The organism is Saccharothrix syringae (assembly GCF_009498035.1).
Taxonomy (GTDB): domain Bacteria; phylum Actinomycetota; class Actinomycetes; order Mycobacteriales; family Pseudonocardiaceae; genus Actinosynnema; species Actinosynnema syringae.
In genome coordinates this window covers 1336516-1359529 of the sequence record NZ_CP034550.1, presented here as the reverse complement: position 1 = coordinate 1359529, position 23014 = coordinate 1336516, and the positions used below count along the sequence as shown (strand labels likewise).

Annotated in this window: 21 protein-coding genes; 12 read left to right on the top strand and 9 right to left on the bottom strand. The window is 75.3% G+C overall.

Annotation, left to right across the window (positions count from 1 at the left end; all coding sequences use genetic code 11):
• Positions 1 to 114: 114 nt before the first annotated feature.
• Both pruA and EKG83_RS06380 read left to right on the top strand, forming a co-directional pair.
• Positions 115 to 1740 carry an L-glutamate gamma-semialdehyde dehydrogenase gene (gene pruA, locus EKG83_RS06385; RefSeq protein WP_033427702.1) on the top strand — a complete coding sequence of 542 codons (1626 nt, stop codon included), beginning with the start codon at positions 115 to 117 and terminating at the stop codon, positions 1738 to 1740.
• Positions 1741 to 1742: 2 nt separating this feature from the next.
• Positions 1743 to 2666 carry a proline dehydrogenase family protein gene (locus EKG83_RS06380; protein ID WP_033427703.1) on the top strand — a complete coding sequence of 308 codons (924 nt, stop codon included), beginning with the start codon at positions 1743 to 1745 and terminating at the stop codon, positions 2664 to 2666.
• Here the strand turns inward: EKG83_RS06380 and EKG83_RS06375 are convergent.
• Positions 2653 to 5130, bottom strand: coding sequence for an AAA family ATPase (locus EKG83_RS06375; RefSeq protein ID WP_033427704.1), 2478 nt, complete (start codon positions 5128 to 5130; stop codon positions 2653 to 2655). The two genes, EKG83_RS06380 and EKG83_RS06375, sit on opposite strands and share 14 nt — an antisense overlap.
• 597 nt (positions 5131 to 5727) lie before the next feature.
• Complete coding sequence (locus EKG83_RS06370) at positions 5728 to 6222, bottom strand: RICIN domain-containing protein (protein WP_170191742.1); 495 nt, start codon at positions 6220 to 6222, stop codon at positions 5728 to 5730.
• A 174-nt stretch (positions 6223 to 6396) separates the two neighbouring features.
• On the opposite strand from EKG83_RS06370, the gene EKG83_RS06365 reads away from it, so the two are divergent.
• The 3 genes from EKG83_RS06365 (at position 6397) to EKG83_RS06355 (ending at position 10623) form a co-directional block, all read left to right on the top strand.
• Entirely contained in the window at positions 6397 to 8070 is a 1674-nt protein-coding gene (locus EKG83_RS06365) for a bifunctional 3'-5' exonuclease/DNA polymerase (protein ID WP_033427706.1), read from the top strand.
• Between the two features lie 428 nt (positions 8071 to 8498).
• Positions 8499 to 9893 carry a carbohydrate-binding protein gene (locus EKG83_RS06360; protein ID WP_033427707.1) on the top strand — a complete coding sequence of 465 codons (1395 nt, stop codon included), beginning with the start codon at positions 8499 to 8501 and terminating at the stop codon, positions 9891 to 9893.
• A gap of 55 nt (positions 9894 to 9948) precedes the next feature.
• The gene (locus EKG83_RS06355; RefSeq protein WP_228122521.1) at positions 9949 to 10623 is read left to right on the top strand and encodes a helix-turn-helix domain-containing protein; all 675 of its coding nucleotides are present in this window, start codon (positions 9949 to 9951) and stop codon (positions 10621 to 10623) included.
• Here the strand turns inward: EKG83_RS06355 and EKG83_RS06350 are convergent.
• The 7 genes from EKG83_RS06350 to EKG83_RS06320 all read right to left on the bottom strand — a co-directional run bounded on the left by EKG83_RS06350 (position 10605) and on the right by EKG83_RS06320 (position 17675).
• Positions 10605 to 11483 (bottom strand): prenyltransferase/squalene oxidase repeat-containing protein, encoded by an 879-nt coding sequence (locus EKG83_RS06350; RefSeq protein ID WP_033427709.1) that lies wholly within the window; start codon positions 11481 to 11483, stop codon positions 10605 to 10607. The genes EKG83_RS06355 and EKG83_RS06350 overlap by 19 nt on opposite strands.
• Positions 11484 to 11530: 47 nt before the next feature.
• A complete protein-coding gene (locus EKG83_RS06345) occupies positions 11531 to 12697 on the bottom strand; it encodes a lactate 2-monooxygenase (protein ID WP_033427710.1) in 1167 nt (388 codons plus the stop codon).
• A gap of 31 nt (positions 12698 to 12728) precedes the next feature.
• Positions 12729 to 13115 (bottom strand): Clp protease N-terminal domain-containing protein, encoded by a 387-nt coding sequence (locus tag EKG83_RS06340; RefSeq protein ID WP_084715936.1) that lies wholly within the window; start codon positions 13113 to 13115, stop codon positions 12729 to 12731.
• A gap of 254 nt (positions 13116 to 13369) precedes the next feature.
• Entirely contained in the window at positions 13370 to 15520 is a 2151-nt protein-coding gene (secD, locus tag EKG83_RS06335) for a protein translocase subunit SecD (protein ID WP_033427712.1), read from the bottom strand.
• Positions 15521 to 15557: 37 nt separating this feature from the next.
• On the bottom strand, positions 15558 to 15893 hold the full coding sequence (locus EKG83_RS06330; protein ID WP_033427713.1) for a hypothetical protein: 336 nt from the start codon (positions 15891 to 15893) through the stop codon (positions 15558 to 15560).
• 23 nt (positions 15894 to 15916) lie between these two features.
• Positions 15917 to 16879 (bottom strand): tetratricopeptide repeat protein, encoded by a 963-nt coding sequence (locus tag EKG83_RS06325; RefSeq protein ID WP_033427714.1) that lies wholly within the window; start codon positions 16877 to 16879, stop codon positions 15917 to 15919.
• Between the two features lie 184 nt (positions 16880 to 17063).
• On the bottom strand, positions 17064 to 17675 hold the full coding sequence (locus tag EKG83_RS06320) for an FMN-dependent NADH-azoreductase (RefSeq protein WP_033427715.1): 612 nt from the start codon (positions 17673 to 17675) through the stop codon (positions 17064 to 17066).
• A gap of 104 nt (positions 17676 to 17779) precedes the next feature.
• Here EKG83_RS06320 and EKG83_RS06315 point away from each other — a divergent pair, with 104 nt between their 5' ends.
• The 7 genes from EKG83_RS06315 (at position 17780) to EKG83_RS06285 (ending at position 23004) form a co-directional block, all read left to right on the top strand.
• A complete protein-coding gene (locus EKG83_RS06315; RefSeq protein ID WP_228122520.1) occupies positions 17780 to 18250 on the top strand; it encodes a MarR family winged helix-turn-helix transcriptional regulator in 471 nt (156 codons plus the stop codon).
• A gap of 231 nt (positions 18251 to 18481) precedes the next feature.
• The gene (locus EKG83_RS06310) at positions 18482 to 18685 is read left to right on the top strand and encodes a hypothetical protein (protein WP_033427717.1); all 204 of its coding nucleotides are present in this window, start codon (positions 18482 to 18484) and stop codon (positions 18683 to 18685) included.
• Positions 18686 to 18752: 67 nt separating this feature from the next.
• Positions 18753 to 19040 carry a hypothetical protein gene (locus tag EKG83_RS06305; protein ID WP_033427718.1) on the top strand — a complete coding sequence of 96 codons (288 nt, stop codon included), beginning with the start codon at positions 18753 to 18755 and terminating at the stop codon, positions 19038 to 19040.
• On the top strand, positions 19037 to 20617 hold the full coding sequence (locus EKG83_RS06300) for an AMP-binding protein (RefSeq protein WP_051764415.1): 1581 nt from the start codon (positions 19037 to 19039) through the stop codon (positions 20615 to 20617). The genes EKG83_RS06305 and EKG83_RS06300 overlap by 4 nt, the downstream gene beginning before the upstream one ends.
• A 59-nt stretch (positions 20618 to 20676) precedes the next feature.
• Positions 20677 to 22059, top strand: coding sequence for a LuxR family transcriptional regulator (locus tag EKG83_RS06295; protein WP_051764417.1), 1383 nt, complete (start codon positions 20677 to 20679; stop codon positions 22057 to 22059).
• A gap of 244 nt (positions 22060 to 22303) precedes the next feature.
• Positions 22304 to 22450 carry a hypothetical protein gene (locus EKG83_RS06290; RefSeq protein ID WP_153277912.1) on the top strand — a complete coding sequence of 49 codons (147 nt, stop codon included), beginning with the start codon at positions 22304 to 22306 and terminating at the stop codon, positions 22448 to 22450.
• 62 nt (positions 22451 to 22512) lie between these two features.
• Positions 22513 to 23004, top strand: coding sequence for a PH domain-containing protein (locus EKG83_RS06285; protein ID WP_084715960.1), 492 nt, complete (start codon positions 22513 to 22515; stop codon positions 23002 to 23004).
• The last annotated feature ends 10 nt before the right edge of the window (positions 23005 to 23014 follow it).

Here is a 23014-nt window from a genome sequence, read left to right as displayed (position 1 = left end):
GCGGGTGCCCAAGCCTAGATGCGCGCACAACGGGACGCATGGTCGGAAGTCCTAGCGTTGGGGAACCCAACCACCGTTGGGGCAACCCCTGACCCCGTGGCGAAGGAGCAGCTTGTGGATGCCGTGACCGCGGTCCCCGCGCCGGTGAACGAGCCAGTCCTCAGCTACGCCCCCGGCACCCCGGAGCGGGCGCGGCTGCAGGCTGAACTGGTCGAGCTGGCCAAGGAGCCCGTCGAACTGACCCTGACCATCGGGGGTGAGCAGCGCGTCGGCGGCGGTGAGCGCCACGACGTGGTGCAGCCGCACAACCACCGGGCCGTGCTGGGCACGCTGCACGGCGCCACGCAGCAGGACACCCGCGACGCCATCGCCGCCGCCAAGGCCGCCGCGCCCGAGTGGCGCGCCATGTCCTTCGACGACCGGGCCGCCATCCTGCTCAAGGCCGCCGACCTGCTGGCCGGCCCGTGGCGCGCGAAGCTCAACGCCGCCACCATGCTCGGCCAGTCCAAGACCGCGATCCAGGCCGAGATCGACGCCGCGTGCGAGCTGATCGACTTCTGGCGCTTCAACGTCTCCTTCGGCCGCCGGCTGCTGGCCGAGCAGCCGCAGTCCTCCCCCGGCGTGTGGAACCGCACGGACCACCGCCCGCTGGAGGGCTTCGTCTACGCGATCACCCCGTTCAACTTCACCGCCATCGCGGCCAACCTGCCCACCGCGCCCGCCCTCATGGGCAACGTGGTGCTGTGGAAGCCCTCGCCCACCCAGTCCTTCGCCGCGCACCTGACCATGCGGCTGCTGGAGGAGGCGGGCCTGCCGCCGGGCGTGATCAACCTGCTGCCCGGCGACGGCCTGGCCGTGTCCGAGGTGGCGCTGGCCGACCCGGACCTGGCCGGCATCCACTTCACCGGCTCCACCAGGACCTTCCAGCACCTGTGGGGCCGGGTCGGGGCCAACATCGCCGGTTACCGCGCCTACCCGCGCGTCGTCGGCGAGACCGGCGGCAAGGACTTCGTGCTGGCCCACCCGTCGGCCGACGTCGAGGTGCTGCGCACCGCGCTGGTCCGCGGCGCGTTCGAGTACCAGGGCCAGAAGTGCTCGGCCGCGTCCCGCGCCTACGTGCCGCGCTCGGTGTGGAACCGGCTCGAGGACGACTTCCTGGCCGAGGTCGAGTCGCTGACGATGGGCGACGTCACCGACTTCTCCCACTTCATGGGCGCGGTGATCGACCGGCGCTCGTTCGACAAGCTCTCCGGCGTGCTGGAGTCGGCGCGGCGGGACCCGAAGCTGGAGGTCGTGGCCGGCGGCACCGCCGACGACACCGACGGGTTCTTCGTGCGGCCGACCGTGCTGCTGGGCTCCGACCCCGGGCACGAGGTGTTCACCACCGAGTACTTCGGGCCGGTGCTCGCCGTGCACGTGTACGACGACGCCGACTACGACACCGTGGTGCGGCAGATGGAGAACGCCGCGCCCTACGCCCTCACCGGCTCGATCATCGCCCAGGACCGGCGGGCCATCGTCAAGGCGCAGGAGGAGCTGCGGTTCGCCGCGGGCAACTTCTACGTCAACGACAAGCCGACCGGCGCGGTCGTGGGCCAGCAGCCCTTCGGCGGCGGCCGGGCGTCCGGCACCAACGACAAGGCGGGCTCGATCCACAACCTGCTGCGCTGGGTGAGCCCCCGGTCGATCAAGGAGACGTTCACGCCTCCGACCTCCTACCGCTACCCGCACCAGGGGTGACCATGCTCCGCTCAGCCCTGCTCGCCGCCTCGCGCTCCGACGCCGTCCGCGAGCTCGTCGAACGCACCCCGCTGACCCGCCCGGTGGTCCGGCGCTTCATCTCCGGCGACGACGTCGACGCCGCCGTCGCCACCACCGGCGAGCTGGTCGCCGACGGCCGGTACGTCACCCTGGACCACCTCGGCGAGGACACCCGGGACGCCGACCAGGCCGCCGCCACCGTCGAGGCGTACCTGGACCTGCTGCGCCGGCTGGAGCTGGCCGGGCACACCGGGCGGGCCGAGGTGTCGGTGAAGCTGTCCGCGGTGGGCCAGTTCCTGCCCGAGGACGGCGAGAAGATCGCCCTGGACAACGCCCGCCGCATCTGCGCGGCGGCGGGCGCGGTCGGCACCACGGTCACCCTGGACATGGAGGACCACACCACCACCGACTCCACCCTGGGCATCCTGCGCGAGCTGCGGGTGGACTTCCCGTGGGTGGGCGCGGTGCTCCAGGCGTACCTCAAGCGCACCGAGCAGGACTGCCGGGACCTGGCCGGCCCCGGGTCGCGGGTGCGGCTGTGCAAGGGCGCCTACAAGGAACCGGCCTCCGTGGCGTTCCAGGACAAGACCGAGGTCGACCTGTCCTACGTGCGCTGCCTGAAGGTCCTGATGGCGGGCCGGGGCTACCCCATGGTCGCCTCGCACGACCCGCGGCTGATCGCCATCGCCCGCGAGCTGGCCTCCGGGCGGTCCAAGGACAGCTACGAGTTCCAGATGCTCTACGGCATCCGGCCCGACGAGCAGCGGCGCCTCGCCGCCGAGGGGCACCGCATGCGCGTGTACGTGCCCTACGGCGACCAGTGGTACGGCTACTTCATGCGGCGGCTGGCCGAGCGGCCCGCGAACGTGGCGTTCTTCCTGCGCTCGCTGGTCACCACGGGGTAGCCGGCATCCCGCGCAGCCGGGCGCGCGCCGCCTCCGGGTCGGCGTGCGCCCGGACCACGTCGTCGACCGCCCCGACGGCCCGCAGCACCGCCTCCGCCGGCGCGCCCGCCGCGCGCAGCACCTCCGCGGCGCGGTGCGCCAGCAGCAGCGCCCGGTCCAGGTCGGTGTCGCGCTCCACGCACACCCGCACGCGGAACAGCAGCGCCTCGGCGTAGCGCGGGTCCGCGGCCAGCTCCCCCGGCGTCCTGGTCAGCTGCCACAGCAGCACGGCCCACCGGGCGAGGTCGGCCGCGTCCGGGTGCCCCCTGGTGTGCCGCAGCACGGCCACCCGGTGCACGCACGCGGGCAGCGCGGCGGCCGCGGCGCGGTGGCGGCCCAGCAGGTCGCGCCAGGTCACCGCGGCCCGCTCGACCAGGAACGCGGCCTGCTCGTCGGTCGCGGGCAGCTCGTCGGCCAGCGCGCGCAGCGCGGCGGCCAGCCCGGCGCCGTGCCCGAGCACCACGTGGCGCGGCAGGTCGCCGACCGCGGCCAGCACCTCGTCCACCACCTCCCGCGCCTCGTACTCGCGCCCGGCCCGCAGCAGCAGCCCCGCCACCCGCGCCCGGGCCGCCGCCAGCGCCGCCGGGTGGCGGGTCGCCAGGGGGCGCAGCAGCTCCACCGCCTCCTCGGCCACCCCCAGCAGCTCCGGGACGCGCGCCCCGTTGGCCGCCAGCACCTCGACCTGCGCGCCGAGCACCGCGGCCAGCCGCACCACCGCGTCCGGTCCGCCCGCGCGGGCCAGGTGGCGGCGCAGCAGCACCGCTTCCTCCGCGGCCCGGGCCGCCTCCAGCGGGCGGCCCCGCGCGTGCAGCAGCCCGGCCAGCTCGCCCAGCGCGCCGGCCAGCTCCGGCTCGAAGTCGCGCGGGTTGGCCCGGGCGAGCCTGCGCAGCACCGCGACCGCCTCCTCCACCGCGGCCACCGCCTCGCCGGCCAGGCCGAACGAGGACAGCAGCGAGGCGATCGAGACCAGCGTGCGGGCGAACTCGGCCTCGAAGCGCGGGTCGGCGGCGGCCACCGACCGCCAGCGCGCCAGGGCCAGCCGCGCGGTGTGCGCGGCCTCGGGGAGGTGACCCGCGTCGACCAGCCGGGCCGCCCGGTGGTGGGTGACCTTGGCCAGGTCCAGCCCGAACAGCGCGTGCTGCCGACCCGCCAGCTCCCGGAACAACTCGGCCGCCTCGCCGACCGCGGCCAGCGCCTCGTCACGCCGACCGGTCGCCGCGTAGCGCTGGCTGAGCCGGTCCAGGGCACCCGCGAGCTGGGGCGCGTAGTCGGCGTCCTCGCGCGCCGCCACCCGGCACAGCTCCACGGCCTCCTCCGCCGCCGCCACCGCCTCCTCGCCCCGGTCGACCGCGACGAGCCGCAACCCGAGGTCGCCCAGCGCGTCGGCCAGCGCCGACCGGTGCTCGACCGGGTCGACCGCGGCCAGCTCCCGGTAGAGCGCGACCTCGCCCCGGGCCGCCTCCAGGGCCTCCTCGCGCAACGCGGCCAGCGCGGCGCGAGCGCCCAGCATGCCGTGCAGCTCCGCCAGCTCGGCCCGGCTCGCCGTGCCGTGGCGCAGCAGGGTGCGGGTGAGCAGCGCGGGCAGCGGGTCGCCGTGGAACCGGGCGTCGTCGAACACGTGCCGCGCGACCTTCCGCGCCACCGCGGGGAGCACGGCCACGGCCCGCAGCGTGGCGCCGGTCGCGGTCGCCGCCAGCTCCGGCCGCCCGGTGAACAACCGCTCCACCCGCCGCGGCAGGTGGGCCCACCGGTCGGCGGCGCGCACCAGCGTCTCCAGCGCCGCGGGGGTGGCCTCGGGCTCGATCCGCTCGTCGAGCAGCGTGACCGCGAGCACGTCCTCGGCCAACCGGCCGCGGGTCGTCGCCCCGGGGTCGACGCTGACCAGCCACCGCACCAGGTCGACCGGGTCCTGCGAGCGCACCCCGTGCACCGCGGCGAGGGCGGCCAGGTGCAGGTCGTGGTAGGTCGCGGCGGCGGGCGGGCGCGTCACCGGGTGCGGCAGCCCCAGGACGTCGGCGAAGCGGGCGCAGGCGATGGCGAAGGACGCGGCGTGCCCGTGCGGGTCCGGCTCCAGCGCCAGCTCGACCCCGCGGTGCCCCAGGTCGGCCGCCCGCTGGCGCACCGCCGACCACCACCAGCCGCCCGCGCGGGCGAGCAGGAGGACCCGGGTGGGCGGTTCGCGCAGCAGGTCGTGCAGGTCGCGCCAGGGCAGCAGGTCGGCGTCGTCCACCACGCGGACCGGCGCGTCCCGCGCGAAGCGGCGTGCCAGCCTGGTCTTGCCGACGCCGGCGGGACCGCGCAGCAGCAGGACCGACGAGCCGCCGCCGGCCAGCCACCGGGTGAGCGCCCGCAGCTCCGCGCTGCGCCCGTGGAACGGCACCACCTCGTGACTCGGGTCCAGCAGCTCGCCGGGCGACAGGTCCACGCGCCTATCTTGCCCGGCCGGTCCGGACTCGATCGGGTGACCGGGAGTTGTGGGGCGGCCGGGGATCGCCGAGCCGAATTGTCGGACCCCTGCGGGATGATGAAAGCAGGGGACCCCCTGGGCGGGGACCCCTGCGCAGCCCGTGACGCGGGTCCGGCGCGGCTCGACGGCGGTGTCCCGGTCGGCGCGCGGACAGCGGCCACGCCTTGGTCGGCGCGCGGACAGCGGCGACGTCCCCGCACGCCCGGGTGAGCCCGTTGGTGCCGCCTCCCGGAACGTCGAGGCGGTGGACGGCGTGGCGGGCCGACGAGGGTCGGGGTAGCCGACTCCTGGCGTCCCCCGTGCGGGACGAGCGCCATCCGCCCGGCTCACATCGCGATCGAACAAGAACAACAAAACCCGCAATTGCGCTGCGACTCCCACCCGCGGCCGAATCACTTCCGCCCGTACTCGAACACCGGGCGAAGTCCGAGCACGGCGGAAAGCCGAACGGTTCGCCCCCGCCCCGGCGGCCACCTGTGATCGCGGGTGGCCACCGGGGCGGGTGATCGGGCTGACCGACTGCCGCATCGCGAAGACGTCCACGTGCTGCCGGGGTCAGAACCAGACCGTCTCCGCGGGCTCGTACCCGCCGATGCACGAGTTCAAGTCCACCGCCCGGCCCCCGTCGACGGCATGCCCGTCACCCCACAGGCACCGGGTGTCGACGACCTCGCTCCAGAGCCTGATCCCACCGGAAACCCGACGGGAGTACCAGCTGTACGCCGGCGTCGCCCTGCAGGTACCGGCCTCGGGCACCCACGTCCCGTTCGGGTGCTTGTAGACGCCCAGGCAGCTGCCCGTGTGGACGTTCCGGAGCTGGAAGGTGCCGTCGTTCCAGCGGTGGACGTTCCACCTCTGGTAGTCCAACCCGTTGCAGGGGAACGTCCGGAGCCCGACCTCGTTGCTGTCGTCGAGGCACAGGCCCGTCGCCCGGTTCCGGAAGGTCTGAACGCTGTCGGCCGACGCCGTCCCCACCCCCGGCGAAAGGGCGACCCCCGCGAGAACGAAAACCATCGCAAAGCGCACGAAAACACGCCTCGTCCAGTCCATTTCCACCTCACAGAATTTCATTTACCCACGACCGGTGCATTTCCGGACCCACGGTAGGGCCCTGCACCGGGACCGGTCCCTGGTCTCGCCCCGCCACCGACCGGGCGATCGCCATGACGCTCGTCGCCATCGACGGCCGCGCGGATTGTCGTACCCCTTGAGCACAATCGGGGCATGCTCGTAGCCCTGGTACCGGACGCGGAGAACGCGGGTCGCCTGCGCCCGCTCTCCGACACCGGGGAGCCCACCGGCCCGGAGGTCGTGACGACCGACCTCGCGGCCGCCGTCGGCGAGTTCGAGCAGCGGCACCGGCCGCGGTGGGTGTGGGCGGCCACCGGGGAGGTCTACCCGGAGCTGCTGGCGCGCGGGGTGCGGGTGGAGCGGTGCCAGGACCTGGCGCACGCCGAGTACCTGCTGCTGGCCTACCAGGCGCGGCACCGGGAGCCGCGCGGGTTGGGCGCGGCGGTCGCGCGGCTGCGCGGGTTGCCGGTGCCCGAGGACCACGGGCCGCGCAAGCGGGACAGCCAGCCGACGCTGTTCGAGCCCGAGCAGGAGCGGCTGCCCGGCGGGGTCGACCCGCTGGAGGCGGTGGTCGAGGTGCACGGCGCGCAGCAGCGGGTGGCGGCCGGGCTGCCGCACGCCGACCGGTTGCGGCTGCTGTTCGCGGCGGAGTCGGCGAGCGCGCTGGCCGCCGCGGAGATGACGCACCACGGGCTGCCGTGGCGGGAGGACGTGCACGAGCGGCTGCTGGAGGACCTGCTCGGGCCGCGGCCGGTGAACGGGGCGCGGCCGCGGGTGCTGGCCGAGCTGGCGGACCGGATCACGGCGGCGTTCGGCGGCAGGCAGGTCAACCCCGACCACCCGCCGGGGATCGTGCGGGCGTTCGCGCGCGAGGGCATCGACGTGCCGTCCGCGCGGGCGTGGGTGCTCAAGCGCGTCGACCACCCGGCGGTGGCGCCGCTGCTGGAGTACAAGGAGCTGGCCAGGCTGTGGGTGGCGCACGGCTGGTCGTGGCTCGACGCCTGGGTGGCGGACGGGCGGTTCCGGCCGGACTACGTGGTGGGCGGCGTGGTGTCGGGGCGGTGGGCGACGCGGGGTGGCGCGGCGCTGCAGATCCCGCGCGTGCTGCGGACCGCGGTGCGGGCCGACCTGGGGTGGAAGCTGGTCGCGGCGGACGCGGCGCAGCTGGAGCCGCGCGTGCTGGCGGCGCTGGCGGACGACCGCGCGTTCGCCGCGGCGGCCGCGGACGACGACCTGTACACGACCCTGGCGGCCGAGGCTTTCAACGGTGACCGGGGGCGGGCGAAGCTCGCCATGCTGTCGGCGATGTACGGCGGCACGGGCGGTGAGGCGGCGCCGGCGATGGCCGTGCTGCGGCGCCGGTTCCCCGAGGCGGTCGGCTACGTGGAGGCCGCCGCCCTGGCCGGTGAGCAGGGCCGCGTGGTGCGCTCGCGGCTGGGCCGCACCAGCCCGCCGCCGTCGGACGCGTGGCGCGAGCTGACCGGCAGCACCGACGACGGCGAGGACGCGCTGCGCCGCTCCCGGCGCGCGGCCCGCGACTGGGGCCGCTTCACCCGCAACTTCGTGGTCCAGGCCAGCGCCGCCGACTGGACCGCGGCCCTGCTGGGCGCCCTGCGCCGCCGCCTGCACCACTCCGCCCCGGCCGCGCACCTGGTCTTCTTCCAGCACGACGAGGTCCTGGTGCACTGCCCGCGCGAGCAGGCGGACGTCGTCTGCGCCGAGGTCATCGCCGCGGGCGCGGAAGCCTCCCGCCTGGTCTTCGGCGACACCCCGGTCCGCTTCCCCCTGAAACCCTCCCCAGTGGACACCTACGCCGAAGCGAAATAACCACCCCACGCGTGTCCTCCACTCCAGCACCGCGTGTCCTCCACTCCGACACCGCGAGTCGAACCTCCAGCACCGTCGTGTCGAACCCTCAAGACCCCCGAGTTCCACGTTCGCGCACCTCTCCGTGCCCGGTCCGCCGTGCGCGAACGTGGAACTCGGGGGTTCTGGGGGTTCGACACGCGGGGTCTGGGCGTTCGACTCGCGAGGCCCGAGTGGAGGACACGCGGTGCCTGAGCGGTGGACACGCGGTGTCCGAGTGGAGGACACGCGGTGCCTGAGCGGTGGACACGCGGTGTCCGAGTGGAGGACACGCGCGGGGTCAGGTGGGGGTTGAGCCGTTCGGCGCTTGAACGATCACGGGTGAGAGCGCTCTCATGAAGGTGGAATTCGTTGTCGCGCAGAACACAGTGACAAGGAGGTCACCGCGCATGGTGCTCACCACGAGTCGCCGACGGCGCGTGCTCGCGACCGCTGCCGCCATGATCACCGCCGTCCCCCTGGCGACCCTCGCCGCGTTGTCGGCCGACGCGTCGGTGCCGTCCACCCCACCCGGCTGGACGCTCCAGTGGAGCGACGACTTCACCGGCCCGGCCAACACCCTGCCCTCGACGCAGAACTGGATCTTCGACCTCGGCCACGGCTACCCGGGCGGCCCCGCGAACTGGGGCACCGGCGAGATCCAGAACTACACCAGCAGCACCGACAACATCAAGCTCGACGGCGCGGGCAACCTGCGGATCACCGCCCTGCGCGACGGCTCCGGCAACTGGACCTCCGCCCGCATCGAGACCCAGCGGGCGAACTTCAAGCCGCCGGCCGGCGGCAAGCTGGCCATCGAGAGCCGCCTGCAGATGCCGAACGTCACCGGCCAGGCCGCGCTCGGCTACTGGCCCGCGTTCTGGGCGCTCGGCTCCCCCTACCGCGGCAACTACTGGAACTGGCCCGCCATCGGCGAGTTCGACATCATGGAGAACGTCAACGGCATCAACTCCGCCTGGGGCGTGCTGCACTGCGGCGTGAACCCGGGCGGGCCGTGCAACGAGACCAACGGCCTGGGCGCCAGCCGCGCGTGCCCCGGCTCGTCGTGCCAGTCGGCGTTCCACACCTACCGGTTCGAGTGGGACGAGAGCGTCAGCCCGAAGCAGTTCCGCTGGTACGTCGACGGCCAGCAGTTCCACAGCGTCAACCAGAACCAGTTCGACGCCACCACGTGGAACAACATGACCAGCCACGCCGGGTACTTCCTGCTGCTCAACCTGGCCGTCGGCGGCGCGTTCCCCAACGGCGTCGCGGGCGGGTCCACGCCGACCTCGGCCACCGTGCCGGGTCACTCGTTGGTGGTGGACTACGTCGCGGTGTGGAGCGCGGGCGGCGGCACCCAGCCGACGACCACGACCACCACCCAGCCCGGCGGCAGCGGCTGGGACGCGTTCGCCGACATCCAGGCCGAGCAGGCGACCGCCCGCAGCGGCGGCACGATCGAGTCGGCCGAGGGCGGCCAGGCCGTGGCGCGCCTGGGCAACGGCAACTGGCTGCGGTTCTCCGGCGTCCGGTTCGGCTCGACCACCGCGCGCCAGTTCTACGGCCGGGTCGCCTCCGGCGCGGCGGACGGGGTGAGCGGCCTGGTCGAGGTGCGGCTGGGCAGCCCGACCGCGACCCCGATCGGCAGCTTCGCCCTGGCCAACACCGGCGGCTGGCAGAGCTGGCGCACGGTGCCCGCGAACATCGCGGGCGTCAGCGGCACGCAGGACGTCTACGTCACGTTCACCAGCGGCCAGCCCAGCGCATACGTAAGCGTGAACTGGATCAGGTTCGGCACGTGAGCCCGGTGGCGGGCCGCGCGACGCGGCCCGCCACCACCGCGCTATGTTCGGTCGGGTGTACGTCGAACGCCCGTTCGCCGGCCTGGCCTGCGCGTGGCAGCGGACCACCGCGGGGCACGAGACCGGGCGCGTCGTGCCGGACGGCTGCACCGACGTCATGTGGTCAACCTCCGGCGAGCTGTTCGTGGCCGGGCCCGACACCAGGGCCCACCTGACGACGTCGTCGGGACCGGGCACGCTGTTCGGCGTCCGCTTCGGGCCGGGCACGGGACCGGCGGTGTTCGGCGTGCCGGGGCACGTGCTGCGCGACGAGCGGGTGCCGCTGGCGGAGCTGTGGGGCCCGACCGCGCGCCTGGAGGACGAGCTGGGCGCGGCCGACGACCCGTGCGCGGTGCTCGGGGCGGCCGCGCTGGGCAGGCTGCGGGCCCGGCCGCCGGACCCGGTGGCGGCCGCGATCGCGGCGGCGGTGCCCACGACGGGCGTCGCCGGCCTGGCCGCCGACCTGGGGTTGTCGGTGCGGCAGCTGCACCGGCGCAGCCTCGCCGCGTTCGGCTACGGCCCCAAGGTGCTGCACCGGGTGCTGCGGTTCCACCGGGCGGTGGGGCTGGCGCGGGCGGGGGTGCCGTTCGCCGAGGTCGCCCACCGCACCGGCTACGCCGACCAGGCCCACCTGTCCCGCGAGGTGCGCGACCTGGCCGGCGTGCCGCTGGGTCAGCTGATCCGGCCGTAGGCGCGCAGCGTCAGCAGTGCCTCGATCGTGACGATCGGACGCCACTCGTAGGTGGTGACCGGGGTCCACGCCGGCCACGCGAACGTCCACCCGCCGTCCTCCTGCCGCGCCGCGACGAGCGCGTCGAGGTCCCGCTCCACCTCCTCGTCGGTGAACCAGCGCCGGGCGAGGCTGTCCGGCGTGGGCGCGTAGTTGCGCGGCGTGTGCGTCTCACCGGCCGCGTAGCCCTCGTGCGGCCGCCCGTCGCCGAGGTCGACCAGGCCCTGCTCCCGCACCAGCGCGCCCAGCCGCTCCGCCTCCCGCCCGGCCCGCTCCCGGTCGGGCACGTGGTCGAGGAAGCGGGCGCAGGCGTGCGCCTCGTAGGGGTGCGACGAGGTCAGGTCGGCGATGCGCCGCCAGCAGAACTCCGTGGCCGCGTCCAGCCACGGGTGCGCCACGCCCAGCCGGTGCAGCGCGCTCGCCGACAGCGCCGTCATCAGCAGGTCGCTGTCCGCGGACACCTGCCACCACGGCGCCCTGGGGTGCCCGGCCGCCGTGGCCAGGCAGTTGGGCACGCCACCGTCGGGGTTGGCCACCGAGGCCAGGAACCCGCAGGCCGCGGCGGCGTGCTCGGTCACCCCGACCTCGGTCGCCCCGACCTCGTGGAACAGCGACAGCGCGGTGAACGTGTGCAGCGGCTGGCTGCTCGGCCCGCGCCCGTCGGGTTCCAGGGCGTGGCCGTACCCGCCGTCGTCGTTGCGGTGCGCGAGGACCGCGTGCACCACCGGCCCGGCGGGCCCGCCGTCGAACAGGAACGCGAACCGCCGCTGCTCCAGCACGCGCGCATTGCGCCACAGGAAGGATCGTGCTGCTTCGATCATGCGGCAACGGTAGGCACGCGCCGGGTCCGGTGTCTTGAACGGATCGGTCACCCCCGCCGGCGCAGCACCCCCCGGTTCAGCTCGGCCGGGCTGCGGTGCCCGGACAGCCCGAGGGTGAGGTCGAAGTCCGCGAGCAGGCTGCGCAGCACGTGCCGCACGCCCACCTCGCCGCCGTGGGCCAGGCCGTAGGCGAAGGGGCGCCCGACCAGCACGGCCCGGGCGCCCAGCGCGAGCGCCTTGACGATGTCGGCCCCGCCGCGGACGCCGGAGTCGAACAGCACCTCGACCTGCTCGCCCACCGCGTCGGCGATCTCCGGCAGCACCTCCAGCGACCCGACCGCCCCGTCGACCTGCCGCCCGCCGTGGTTGGACACGACGACGCCGTCCACCCCCGAGTCGACGGCCTTGCGCGCGTCGTCGACGTGCTGGATGCCCTTGAGCACGATCGGGCCGTCCCAGTGCTCCCGCAGGAACGCCAACTGGTCCCACGACCGGTCGGTGCCGGTGAACAGCTGCACCCAGCGCAGGATCGCCATCGGCGCGTCCTCCTCCGGCGGCGCGGCCAGCCCGGCGCGGAAGGCGGGGTCGGAGAACGGGATGGCCGTGCCCACGCCCCGGATGAACGGCAGGTAGGACTGGTCGAGGTCGTGCGGGCGCCAGGCCAGCGTCCAGGTGTCGAGGGTGACCACCAGGACGCTGTAGCCGGCCTTGCGCGCGCGTTCCAGGATGCTCGCCGCCACGTCCGGGTCGTTGGGCCAGTAGAGCTGGAACCACCGCGCGGCGTCCGGCGCCGCCTCCGCGACCTCCTCGATCGTGTGCGAGGAGGCCGTCGACAGCACGAAGGGCACCCCCAGCTCCGCCGCCGCGCGCGCCGTGGCCAGCTCGCCGTCCGGGTGCAGGATCGACTGGACGCCGACGGGCGCGAGCAGCACGGGCGCGGGCAGGTCGGTGCCCAGCACCGTGGTGCCGAGGTGGCGCTCGGTGGCGTCGGTGAGCATCCGCGGCACGATCCGCCACCGGTCGAACGCCTCGCGGTTGGCCCGCGCGGTCGCCCCGGACCCGGCGGCGCCCGCCACGTACCAGAAGGGGCCGGGGCCCAGGCGCTCGCGGGCGGACTCCTCCAGCGCGCCGGGGTCCGTGGTGAACGGCGGCACGTTGCCCGCCAGGCCCTGGAGGTAGATCTCGTTCTGGTAGGCGGCGAACTGGCCGGTCATCGTCGTCCTCACCTTCCGCTCGGCGTGCCGATCATGCTGGCCCCGCGTCCCCGCACCCGCAACCACGCAGCAGCCGGTCCACCTCCGCGCACGGCACCTCCACCTCCCCGATCAGCTCGTGGGCCGGGAGGGCGAGCAGCAGGTGGTGCGCGAAGACGCGCCCACCTGCTGCTTCGTCGACCGCGGCGCGCAGGATCGCATCGGCTCGGGCGGACGGGTCGCGGCGTGCGCCCAGGCCCTCCGGGAACGACTCGGCGGTGAACGGTTCGACCGGCGCGGATCGGACGCGCGCGGCGGTCTCCGCCCGCAGTGCCGCCACATCGACGCCCAGCGCCGTCAGCACCCGCAGCGCGACGCCCCCGCGGGCGTCCAGCAGAGCCGGCCAGAGGTGCTCCGCCTCGACCGTCGTCGCGGACAGCTGGCATGCGCTTGGTTGATTGCCGGCCCTTCATGGGCTCCGAGTCTGCCGGGCGAATCCGATGTCGAGCAGCAGGTAGCCGGTGCCGGCCAGGGCCGGCTTGCGCCCGCCGGCCACCGGGTCGTCCACGAGCGGCAGACCGGGGTGTCGGGCCCGGATGGACTGCCCACGACCGCGAACAGCGGGGTCGTGGGCAGTCGTCGGCCCGTGCGATCACACCGGTGGCGAGGAACGCGCCCCCGCGCGACCGGTGCTCACCGCTCCTCCAGCGCGATCGCCACGGGTGCCGCGGTCAGCACCGTCGACACGGTGCCGGCCACCAGGCCGATCAGCAGCGCGGCGGCGAAGTCGGCCAGCGAGCCGTCGCCGAAGAGCAGCAGCGCGGCCAGCACGAACAGCACGCCGATGCCGGTGTTCACCGTCCTGGGCAGGGTTTGCAGCACGGCGTCGCTCACCACGTCGGGGAACGGGGCGCGGGTGCGCCGCAGCTCGCGCACCCGGTCGAACACCACCACCGAGTCGTTGACCGAGTAGCCGATGACGGTCAGCACCGCGGCCAGGAACACCGCGTCCGCGGTCTTGCCCAACCACGCGAACGCGCCCACCAGCACCACCACGTCGGCGACCAGCGCGACCACCGTGGCCAGGCCCAGCCGCCAGTCGAACCGGACGGCCAGGTAGGCCAGCTGCGCGGCCACCGCCACCGCCAGCGCGATCAGGGCGTCGCGCCGCAGCTCGGCGCCCAGGCTGGGGCCGATCAGCTCGTCACCGACCTTCTCGGCGCCGCCGGTCGCGCGGTCGACCGCCTCCCCGATCCGCGTCGCGGCGGCCGGGTCGACCGGGCCGGTCCGCACCGACAGGCCGTCGCCCGCGTTGACCACGACCGCGTCGGCGAAGCCGGCTGAGGCCAGCTCGGCGCGTACCCGGCCTACGTCGGCGCTGGTGGCGGTGAACTCCAGGACCCGTCCCCCGGTGAACTCGACGCCCAGTTCCAGGCCGCGCACCAGCAGGCCGGCCACCGCGACCAACAGCACGAGGCCGGCCACCAGGAGCGGGCGGCGGGGGTTCCGGTACAGCTTGATGCCGCGCGCGGTCAGCCATGGGCGCACCCGACCGAGTGAGTGCAGACCACTCCAGCGTGGACGCTTCTCCAGCAGTGGCATCACCAACCGCAACAGCACCCGGGTCAGCACCAGGGCGCTGAACAGCGAGGCCAGCACGCCGATCACCAGGGTGACGCCGAACCCCTTCACGGGCCCGGTGGCCAGCCAGAACAGCAGGCCGGCGGCCAGCAGCGTGGTGATGTTCGAGTCCGCCACCGCGCCCACCGCGCCCCGGAACCCCTGGTCCACCGATCGTGGCAAGCGCTTGCGCCGCGCGTACTCCTCGCGCGAGCGCTCGAACACCAGCACGTTGGCGTCCACCGCCATGCCGATCGCCAGCACGAACCCGGCCAGGCCGGGCAGCGTCAGCGTCGCGCCGACCGCCAGCAGCGCCGCGTAGGCCACGCCCGCGTAGCCGACCAGCGCGAGCACGGCCACCAGCCCGGCCAACCGGTAGGCGAACACCAGGAACAACCCGGTCAGCGCGACGCCCAGCACCGCGGCCCGGGCACTGGCGTCGATCGCCTCGGCGCCCAGCGTCGGGCCGACGGTCCGCTGCTCCACCACCTCCACCGGCACCGGCAGCGCGCCGGACCGGATCACCAGCGCCAGCTCCTCGGCCTCGGCCCGGGTGAACCGGCCGGTGATCCGGGTGCCGTCGCCGATCATGCCGGTGCCGCACACCACCGAGGGGTCGACCTGCGGCGCGGACACCACCTCGCCGTCCAGCACGAACGCCACCCGCCGCCGCGGGTCGCCCGGCGGGGCGCACGCGGCCTCGGCCGTCACCCGCTGCCAGGTGGCCGGCGCGTCGCCGCGGAAGTCGACGCCGACCACGTGGCCGGCGCCCCGCTGGTCGGGCGTGGCGCGGGCGTCCTCGATGCCCTCGCCGGTGAGCACGACGTCGCCGAGGCCGACCGAGTCGCCGTCGGGGGTCGGGGACGACCCGGGTCCGGTCACGGGCCGCACCGCCAGTTGCGCGGTGCGGCCGAGCACCTCGACGGCCTCCGCCGGGTCCTGGAGGCCGGGTAGTTCGACCACGATCCGGTGATCTCCGGAGCGGGCCAGGACGGGTTCGGCGACGCCGAGCCCGTCGACGCGGCGGCGCAGCACCTCCATCGCCCGGTCGGTGGCGTCGGCGGTGGCGTCGGACGGTGTTTCCAACACGATCTGGGTACCACCGCGCAGGTCGAGGCCGAGGCGCGGTGGGACGGTGAGCACGGCGAAGGCGGACGCGACGAGCACGCCGAGGGACAACAGCCCGCGGACGACGAGAGCCCGTCGCGCATCGGGGCGCGACATGGGTGGGGGACCTCCGGTTGAGGTGAACGGGGTGTGTTCAGCTACCGGGGGTCGGTGGCGGCGCGCGGTCGCCGAGCGGGGTCCGGTCCGAGCGCTCGGACCGCCGGTGGACGGGGGCGACGACGTCCGCGCGCACCGGCGGCGCCGGCGTGGTGTGCACGGGCGGCTGGACGCCGTCCAGCGGCTGCCCGAGGTGGCCCGCCTGCTGCACCGGGTGCACCGAGGTGGTGCCCCGGGTGGTGCTGTCGGGCAGGTGGGCGGCGTTGGTGGTGGCCGACACGGCGGCCGCGGCCGCGGTCGCCCGGGGCAGGGGCGCGGTGATGGCGAACCCGGCGACCAGCGCCAGGACCGCGAGCAGCGCGCGTCGGGTCATCGGCCCCCCTTCCCGGCTCCAGGCTACCGACCGCGCAGCACCACGACGGCCCCGCCGACGAGCGAGCACAGCCAGGCGAGGACCAGCGGCTGCGTCGTGGTGGCGCCGAGGAGCAGGGCGACCGACCACCCGGCCAGCACCAGCACGGCGAGCCCGAACAGCACCGCGACCGCGGCGGTCAGCGGCCGGCGCCGCAGCAGCGGGGGCAGCGCCCGCCGCACCCCGTCGCGCACCAGCAGCCGCGCCACCACCGCCACGCAGCCCGCGACCAGCGCCGCGGCGAACCACCCGAGCAGCGGCGTCGGCCGGGGCAGGGCCGCGAGCAGCAGCACCAGCCCGCCGGCGACCAGCAGCGCGGCCAGCCGGGACAGCACGGGCTGCACCAGGGCGTGGACGGCGACCGGCGCGGGCGCGGGTCCGCCGCGCTTGCGGCGCGCGGTGGCGAGGTTGGCGCGCACGTCGTCGGCGCCGGGGTCGAGCCGCAACGCGGTGCGGTAGGCGCGTTCGGCCGTGCCCCAGTCGCGCACGCGCAGGGCGGCGTCGCCGAGCACCTGGTGCGCGCGCGCCTCGGTCGGCGCCAGCCCGGTCGCCCCGCGGGCCACCTCGACCGCCTCGCGCAGCTCACCGGCCCCGGCCAGGGCCTCGGCCAGCACCACCAGGCACCGCCAGTCGCCCGGTTCGCGCCGCACGCACTCGCGCGCGGCCACCAGCGCCTCGGCGTGCCGGCCCAGCTCGCCCAAGGCCAGCGAGGTCAGGCGCTGCGCCCACGACTGGTCGCCGGGCAGCACCAGGGCGCGCTTGGCCGCCTCCAGCGCCGGGTCGGGTTCGCCCGCGTCCAGGTGGGCCGCCGCGAGCCGGCACCACGCCTCGGCGTGCAGCGGGTTGGCGGCCAGCGCCGGGCGGAGCAGTTCGACCGCCCGCTGCGGCAGGCCGCGCGCGGTGAGTTCGGCGGCGCGCACGACGACCGCGGCGATCGGCTCGGACATGGTCCCCAGTCTGGCAGCGGGGAGGAGTTCCTTCGTTCGGATGACGGAAGGGGTCGCGGCCCGGCGTCGACGGGCGGCTGCCCCGGCGCCGGGCCGCCACGACACCGCGGCGCGGCCCGGCAGCCGGGAAGCCCCCGGGGTGGCGGGGGCGCCCCCCGCGCGCCCCCGCCACCCCCTCCCCCGGTCAGACCGCGGCCAGCTCGCGCACCACCCGGTGCGCGTCCTCCAGCGAGGCCACCGCCAGCTCCCGGAACTGCGCGAGCTGCGGCACGCTGTGCGCCTTGGTCAGCTCGGCGTGCACGAACTCCAGGTCCCGGTCCAGCCCGACCATGCTGAACACCGCCCGCAGGTAGGGCTCCTGGAAGTCGAACGCGTGCCGCGGCGTGCCGGGCGCGTACGAACCGCCCCGCGCGGTCACCACGACCACCCGCTTGCCGGTCAGCGCGCCCTCGCCGGTCTCCTGGTCCACGAACAGCTCCGGCACCGCGATCCAGTCCAGCCACGCCTTGAGGCTGGACGGCACGCTGAAGTTGTACATGGGCGCGCCGATGACCAGCGTGTCCGCCGCCCTCACCTCCGCCACCAGCCGCTGCTCGAACGACCGGTCGCCGGTGCCCTCGCGCGAGGCGAGCGCGGCCGGGTCCACGTGCGGCAGCGGCTCCGCGCCCAGGTCGCGGTAGGTGTAGCCGCCGTCCGGGTGCGCGGCCCGCCACGCCTGCGCGAACGCCCCCGTGACCTCGCGGGACACCGACCCCTCCGTGCGCAGGCTGGTGTCGATGTGCAGCAGGTGAGACATTGTTCCTCCCAAGAACTTCCTAGCTCAGAACATACGAGCCCAGCTCTTCCGAGTCAATATATTCTCAACCAAGAAGATCTGACACCGGGCTTATGATGGGTGACATGGACCTCGCCGCCGACCACCGCTGCACCAGGCAGGTTGGCCTGAACTGGCTGCTGCACCGCGCGGCGCAGAAGCTGGGCGCGGCCATCCAGGAGGCGGCGGCCGGGCACGGCATCACCGCGCGCGGCCAACTGGTGCTCACCGCGCTGGCCAGCGAGGAGTTCCGGCGCACCCAGCTCGCCCTCGGCCACGCGCTCGGCCTGGACAAGACCACCCTCACCGCCGAGCTGGACCGGCTGGAGCGGGCGGGCCTGATCCAGCGCCGGCCCGACCCGAACGACCGGCGCGTGCGCGTGCCGGTGATCACCGACCGGGGGCGGGCCGTGCAGGCCGAGGTGGAGAAGGTGCACCAGGAGGTCGAGCGCGACTTCACCGCCGGGCTGGAGCCCGGGCAGCGCCACGACCTCCGGGTGGTCCTGGAGCGGCTGATCGGCTCGGACGACCGACCGGGCAGCGGCTCCTGCCTCTGACGAGACCGCATAGGCCATCCGGGTGATTAACCCGGAGCGAACATCACGATCCGTCGCCACCAGCCCCTGAACTTTCCACCTTCGGGTGACTCGGGCAATGATCACGTGCCAGGCTATGACCAGCTCGGCAGGTCGCCGGCGGACCTCCGTCATGGCACCGGCCAACGTGCGTCTCACTTCGCGAGCGCCGGACCCGAGCGCACGTGTCGAGACAGCTGGAGGTAGGGGGCCGTGGGCACACCCAAGGAGTGGCAGATCTCCTGTCGTGACATCGCGTCCCGTCGCCGGGACATGACCGTCTTCGTCAGCCGGGGCCACGTGGTGGTGACCGTGCCGCCCGGCGAGGCGGCCGTGCTGACGCCGCTGGAGGTGGGCCGGCTGCGCGCCGCCCTGCGCGACGCGGTGGTGAACGCGTCCGACGCGCCGGAAAACTGATCACGCGCGTTCCGATTTCCGCCGACCCTCTTCCTACTCGCGGGTAGGTAATGTCAGTATCGGGGTCGTGAGCACCTACTCCGTCACCGGCGCGACGGGCTCCACCGGTCGCCGCCCGGTCGAGAGGCTTCTCCGGCGGCCGACCCGCGAACAGGTGTTCGCGCCGGTCGGGCCGCAGTCGGCGGCCGAGCCGCCGCACCACGCCACCGGCCGCGCGCCGGACGAGCCCCCGGGCACCGGCTCCGCGTCCGCGCGGGTGCTGCCGGTCCCCCTCCCCGCGACGTCGCCGGCACACCGCTCCGGGCGGGTCCGCACCGAACCCGCCGCGGCCGCGCCCCCGCGAGCCGCCCGGTGAGGCGGGTCGTGGGCGCGCTGCGGGCGCTGGTGACGCTGGTGCGCGCCGGGGTCGTGCGGCCGATGGCCCCGGGCCGGCTGCTCGGCGTGCTGGACGCCTACCTGCGCTGGGACATCACCCCGGCGTTCGGCTACGCCACCGGCGCGGCCCGGCACCCCGACCGGCCGGCGATCGTGGACGACGCGGGGTCGCTGACCTTCGCGCAGGTCGACGAGCGCACCACCCGCCTCGCGCACGGCCTGCGCGACCTGGGCGTGACCGCGGGCGCGAAGGTCGCGGTGCTGTGCCGCAACCACCGCGGCTTCGTCGAGACCGTGGTGGCGTGCGGGAAGATCGGCGCGCACACCGTGCTGCTCAACACCGGCCTGAGCGCCGGCCAGGTCGCGACCGTGCTGCGCGAGCAGGACGTGTCGGTGGTCGTCGCCGACACCGAGTTCCGCGACCTGCTGACCCGCGCGCCGCGCCGGGTGCGCCGGGTGATGGCCTGGGTCGAGGGCACCACCAGGAGCCGCACGCTCGACCAGCTCATCGCCGGCTCACCCGCCACGCCGCTGCCCGCCCGGCCACCGCGCGGCCGGCTGGTCGTGCTGACCTCCGGCACGACCGGCGCGCCCAAGGGCGCCCGGCGGCCCGAGCCGGCCAGCCTCGTGCCCGCCGCCGCGCTGCTCTCGCGCATCCCGCTCCGGGCCGGCGACCGGTTCTGCGTGCCCGCGCCGCTGTTCCACACCTGGGGCCTGGCCGCGTTCCAGATCGGGCTCGTGCTCGGCGCGACCCTGGTGCTGCGCCGCCGGTTCGACCCGGGACCGGTGCTGGCCGACGCCCGCGAGCACCGCTGCGACGCGCTGTTCGTGGTGCCCGTGATGCTGCAACGCGTCCTGGAGCTGCCCGACCGGCCGCCCCTGCCGGACCTGCGCGTGATCGCCTCCAGCGGGTCGGCGCTGCCGCCGCCGGTGGCCCGCCGGTGCCTGGCCGAGCTGGGCCCGGTGCTCTACAACCTCTACGGCTCCACCGAGGTGTCGTGGGTCAGCATCGCCCGCCCCGACGAGCTGGCCCGGCACCCCGACACCGCCGGCCGACCGCCGCACGGCACCCGGCTGGCCGTCCTCGACGAGCGCGGTGCCCCGGTGCCGCCCGGCGCGACCGGCCGCATCTTCGTGGCCAACGACATGCTGTTCGACGGCTACACCAACGGCGGCGGCAAGGAGGTCCGCGACGGCCTGATGTCGACCGGCGACGTGGGCAGGCTCGACGAGGACGGCCTGCTGTTCGTGGCGGGCCGGGACGACGAGATGATCGTCTCCGGCGGCGAGAACGTGTACCCGCGCGAGGTGGAGGACCTGCTCGCGGCCCTGCCCGGGGTGCGCGAGGTGGCCGTGGTCGGCGTGCCCGACGAGCGGTTCGGCCAGCGGCTGGCGGCCTACGTGGTGTGCGAGGAACCGGGCCGGCTGGACGCGGACGCGGTGCGCGAGCACGTCCGCGGCAACCTGGCCAGGTTCTCCGTGCCGCGCGAGGTGGTCTTCGTTGACGCCCTGCCGCGCAACGCCACCGGGAAGGTGCTCAAGCGCGAGCTGGGGTGAGCGCACCGGCGCCCTCGACCGGGCCGGGGCGGTGGGTACGCTGACGCCCGGGGGCGACGATGACCATTCCCGGCCGGCCGGCGGCGGACCAGCGGATCACCGCGGTGGCCGACCTGCGCGAGGCGCGCCTGGCGCTGGACGAGGGCCGACCCGGTGACGCGCTGGAGCTCGCCGAGAAGGCGGTGGCCGCGTTCTCCTGGCTCGACGACGCCGAGGGCGTCGCCTACGGCGTGCTCACCCAGTCGGTCGCCCTGGGCAAGCGCGGCCTGCTGCCCGCCGCCCTGGACGCCATCGACCACGTGCGGCGGATCGCGGCGGCCAACCGGCACGTGGGGCTGCAGGCGTGGTGCGGGTTCTCGCAGGCCGTGGTCGAGCGGCGGATCGACTCGCCCGAGCGGTCGCTGCACTCGCTGGCGCGGGCGCTGGGCCTGGCCGAGCTGGCCAAGGACGCCGAGCTGATCGGCTCGGTGCTGTTCGAGCAGGCCGGCGTGCTGCGCGCGCAGCACCACGAGCACCGCGCGCCCCGGTGGGCCGCGGACGGGCGCTGCCCCGACCCGGGGGGCGCGGGGCCCGGGTGGTCCGGCGCCGACCGGTCCGGTGCGGAGCGCGCCGACGGCGAGCCGTGCGCGCGCGAGCTGCGCCGGGCCGAGGCGCTGTGCGCGCAGGTGCGCGACCGGTGGCGGCACCTGGACCAGCCGGTGCGCATGGCGCGGCTGAACCTGCTGCTCGCGCACGTGCGGCTGGACCTGGGCGAGGTGGAACGCGCGCTGCGGTCGTGCCAGCGGGCCGACCAGCTGCTCGACGGGCAGGACCGGCCGGTGCTGCGGGCCGAGCTGCTGATGGCGCGGGCCCGGGTCAGCTGCGCCCGCGGCAGGCACGGCGACCAGCTCCGGCTGCTCGCCCAGGCCGCCGAGCTGGCCGCGGGCGCGGTGGCGCGGGAGGTCGCGGTGCGGGCGCACGGCGCGCTCAGCTCGGCCCACGAACGCCTCGGCCGGCTCGCCGAGGCCCTGCACCACGCCCGCTGCCAGCTGGAGCAGTACCGGCTGTGGGAGCTGCAGCAGGGCCGCGACCTGCTGCGGATGCGGGAGCTCGACCCGTCCGCGCGGCTGGTGGAGCAGCTGGTCGACGACGCGCCCGGGTGGCGCCGGGAGGACGGCCGGGCCCGGGAGGCGCGGTCGTCGCTGCGCGGCTCCGCCACCGCCGAGCGGGACAACCGGCGGGTCGCGCGGGCGCTGCGGGCGGGCCTGACCAAGCGGGGCATCGAGGTGCTGCGGCGGGTGGCGGGCGGCGCGAGCACCAGCGCGATCGCGACCGACCTGGCGCTGTCGCCCAAGACCGTGCAGAACCACCTCCAGCGCATCTACCGGACCATCGGCGTGCGCGACCGGGCCGGTGCGGCGGTGTGGTGGCTCGACCTGGGCGGCGAGGTCCCGCCGGGGTGACGTCCGCCACCGGGCGGGTCACCTCCGCGCGGCCCGCTCGTTGTGCCCGGCGGCGGGACACCCGCGACGACCAGGTCCGTCACCTCGGGGGTATTGCCCAGTGCCGGTAAGACAGAAGTGGGTGATGACCACGAGGACCCCTGTGTGCCATGCTCCGGTTGGACGCTTCCCCCCGCGTTCCCGGCGGAGCTCGTCCGGCTGCCTACCCTGCCGACAAGCCGCTGCGATCGAACGGAGTTCGACCATGGTTGTGCACTCCCTGCGCAAGGGCCTGGCCGCGCTGGCCGTCCTGGCCGGCCTGGCGGTGTTCATCGGCGCGCCCGCGAGCGCGGCCGCCCAGGACGGGACCGTCACGGCCCGGGTCTTCCAGGCGCCGTACTCCCAGCCCTGACACCAGGACCGGAGGCCGGGTTCGCGCACGCGCGGGCCCGGCCTTCGGGCACAGTGGGTCAGGTGAGCAGCGAAGTCGTGCGCCTGCGGGCGCCGCGGCACCAGGTGAGCCGCAAGTCGATCACCCTCTGGACCCTGCACGCCCTCATCGGCTGGGCGGTGCTGCTGCTGCCGCAGCTGGTCGTGCTGGTCTTCGCCCGGTCGCCGTGGCAGCTGGTCGCCGCGGTGGCGACGCTGGTCCTCGGCACCGCGCACACCCTGGTCATGCCGCGCTGGCGCTACCGGGTCCACCGCTGGGAGGCCACCCCGGACGCGGTCTACACGCTGGCCGGCTGGCTGAACCAGGAGTGGCGCATCGCCCCGGTCTCGCGCATCCAGACCGTGGACACCAAGCGCGGGCCGCTCCAGCAGCTGCTGGGCCTGTCCACGGTCACCGTCACCACCGCCTCGGCCGCGGGCCCGGTGCACATCGAGGGCCTGGACCACGCCGACGCCGTGCGGCTGGCCGACGAGCTGACCACGACCACCCAGGCCACGCCGGGTGATGCCACGTGACGGCCGGGCT